The following is a 3,082-nucleotide window of genomic DNA, read 5'->3' on the forward strand; positions in this document are numbered from 1 at the left end:
TATAGCGACTATGCTCCAAGTCTTTAACATAATCGGCAATAGGCGTTTGTTCTGCTCTCGGATAGCGGAGCTGATTGCTCTCTCGTTTTCGTTCAGTAAGTCTGTTAAGCGTTTTTCGTGATTCTTGAACTCTCTCGCTACGGCTTGCTCTGTATCTTTCGCTTGCTCGTTCGATGTCTGCTCGAAGCTCTTTGCCAAATCTAAAATCTTGCTCATAGATCATTCCTTTTAAGCGAATATTTTTGCCCCCATCAGGGTCTTTTATACTGACTGTTTTCGGTGTAGTCCTAGCGACTTCAAAACCTGCGTTCTCAAGGGTTTTAAGCACATCATCACGATTTTGAATACGTCCACTTTCAGCAACGCTTAATAGGCTGTCTGTAATCACCTGTGATGCTTTTTGTTTATGCTTGGGTAAGCTGTTAGGGGTGCATAATTCACGCTTATTAAGTGGGTCATTGGGGTCATGTAGCTTGTAATGGTCATTTACAAGGTCTTTCCATGCGTTTAAACGTGGGCGGTCTGCCTTGTCATAGTAAGGCTGTAAGCGTTTACCGCTTTGAAGCTCTACGTTTGCCACAACAAAATTAAGCTCTAAACGGTCTTTATCCTGATGCTGCACCCACAAAACTGAATACTGGTCTTTGTCTAGTCCGGGCATGAGTGTTCGCTCGAAGCTATCCATGATTTGTTCTTTTTGGCGTTCTTCTAAATCACGTTCCGCAAAGGACAAGACACCCGATGTATATTTTTGAGAAAAATTGGTGCTATCAATCAGCTGAATCATTTGTTCAGGGTCGCCACGATCTAGCCTTGCGTCCTCTCTATCTCTGTCTTTACCTAAGAGATAATCAACGGGTCCTTTGCCTGCACCTGAGCCACGACTATGTATTTTTATGATCAATGTGCAATCTCTTTAATTCTTTTTCGATGCCTGATAAAGCAGTAATAACGGCTATACGGTCAATCACTGAATTAGATTTGCTTTGCTGATTAATCAATCTAGCAATCTGATTTAAGTTATTACCAATACCCGAAAGCTGTCTTAACAATTTCGGGTCAACTTCTAAAATTTTGCTTTGCTTAGTTGGCTTTTTACCTAGACAAGTTTCACGTATCCAACTTGCTAAACTCTCTGCCGTACAGCGGTCTAAAAGTTTCTGATGTTCTTCATCAGTTAAACGTATTTTTATTTCCTTTTGTCTTTTTAAAGTTTCTTTCTTAGTCATGACTAAATTTTGCTTCTCGATGGTGGTAACCGTATAAAGAAAAAATCTTTGATTTTTCTCTTTGGACGGTTTTCGGGGGTGTCGGGGGTGAAGCCCCTGATCCCAGTAGCACAAAAGGGACGGAGTCCCCTTTGTGTATGCTGGCTTATAATCACAATAGCATGTTGATTAAGTGGCTACAAGAATGTTGTGGCCATCTGATCAAAGGCTATCTGTGATTAGTTGGTGATAATGGTCGTTACAAGATTATGGACAATCGCAAGCGACCGCCTTTGCTTTTCTATGCATAAACACTATGTATAAGATCGTGGACAAATCAAAGATTTGACGCACTGACTTACACACAGGTTTGATGCACAGGCAAAGTCTTTGCCCACAACCGTTGTTAACTCCCCACAGTAATAATTCTTTAAAAACTTAATAATTATTTTTGTATATAAAAGCAAAAGCAATGCTCTCAACTTCTCAACACATTCCCCAAAGCGTCGACTTCGTCTTTGGCTTTGGTGAACGGTTGAGAGAGTTTCGGCAATACTCACCCTAAGGGCAGACTTTTTAAAAAAAATCTTATCCCTTAAGTATTGCCGATCAACTGCTTAATATATTTGGCTTCGGAGCCACGTATATCGGTCGTATCCGCACATAGTCTTGCAAACTATGCAGACAAGGACTCAAAGTCTTGCACCTTGCTCCACACGCTCCTTGTCGCTACATGGCTGTATCTCTGCGAGGGTTTCCCCAACATGCAACTTAACAGACCTTTTGTAACTACTCCCAACGCTCCGCCTATGTGAAGTTCCCCTGTAAGCGGTTTAGCTCCTGCCTCTCGGCTCTCACTATCGCCATATAACGCCAGTGACACTTATTCCTACCACACGTTATATGTGTCTTTCCTAATCAAAGGCGTACAGAAGTAGACAAAGCTCGACCTTTTCGGTGCTTATTTGATGGTTATTTAGATCAATTTAACGAAAGTTTCAAATTAGGGGCTTGAATAACAGTATCACTTCTTTAAAATAGAAAGCGGTACATAAGCCGTAAGGTGAATATCGTGACGGTCGTCAAACCTCCGATCATTCGTTAGATGATGTTCTAGCATCAAATAACTGTACCCCCGAATTTAAGCAAAAGCCCGATAGGTTGCAAGACCTAATCGGGCTTTTTCTTAAATTTTTTTTGGATTTTAGGAACTTGTGCCTAAAGTTCGGTACTTTTAGCGTACTCGTGCATAGCTTCGGCTCTCTTTAGCTATTTTTTGAGCTTCAAGAGTTGTGTTTCTAGCTGTTGTAATTGCTTGGTCAAGTTGATGACTTGCTCGGTTAATTTGTTCAAGTGATTTTTTCTCGTCTGCTCGATTTCGCTCTGCTGTTGTGCAAAGTTGGTTAAACCCTGTTTGAGTTTCTGATTCTCTTCTTTGGTACTCTCGAACATCTGACGCAAGGCGGTTTGTTCCTCTCTGTGTTCCGCTCTCATCTGCTCCAATGCCTTGATTAATTCCCTTTCTAAATCGGTCATTCGCTAGGTTCTCTCTTATGTTTTGTGCCTGTTGGTGGTCAATGGTTGGGATTCGGCTTAAATGTTGGTCTGCTTGGTCAAGGTTCTGCTTAATTTGCTCTAATAGCCCATTGGAACCATTAGACCGTTGCCCCATGTCCCTGCGTCCTTGTTCATTGGAATACATAGGCGTTTGCGGTTCTTCCTGTCGATACAGTTCTGTAGCTCGATCTTGCCCCCTTTCTCGGTCAATAGCTCTATTCTCGCTTCCTGTGATGCGATCTCGTCCAAGTTGCTGATGATTCTGTGGCTCTGATACACCAAAATGCCCCATGCGATCGCTAGGGTCGTGATGATGG

General features: G+C 42.2%; 2 protein-coding genes and 2 pseudogenes. All 4 read right to left on the bottom strand.

What is annotated here, in order from left to right; genetic code table 11:
* The coding region (locus tag I2F23_RS14115) for an MbeB family mobilization protein (protein ID WP_407648040.1) at positions 1-216 on the bottom strand (216 nt) is incomplete at its 3' end.
* A 370-nt stretch (positions 217-586) separates the two neighbouring features.
* Positions 587-787 (bottom strand): annotated as a pseudogene (locus tag I2F23_RS14120) (relaxase/mobilization nuclease domain-containing protein); the annotation flags it as partial.
* Between the two features lie 97 nt (positions 788-884).
* Complete coding sequence (locus I2F23_RS13690) at positions 885-1,229, bottom strand: plasmid mobilization protein (RefSeq protein ID WP_195773119.1); 345 nt, start codon at positions 1,227-1,229, stop codon at positions 885-887.
* Between the two features lie 1,213 nt (positions 1,230-2,442).
* Positions 2,443-3,082, bottom strand: a pseudogene (locus tag I2F23_RS14140) (hypothetical protein); the annotation flags it as partial.

The organism is Acinetobacter pollinis (genome assembly GCF_015627175.1).
GTDB lineage: Bacteria > Pseudomonadota > Gammaproteobacteria > Pseudomonadales > Moraxellaceae > Acinetobacter > Acinetobacter pollinis.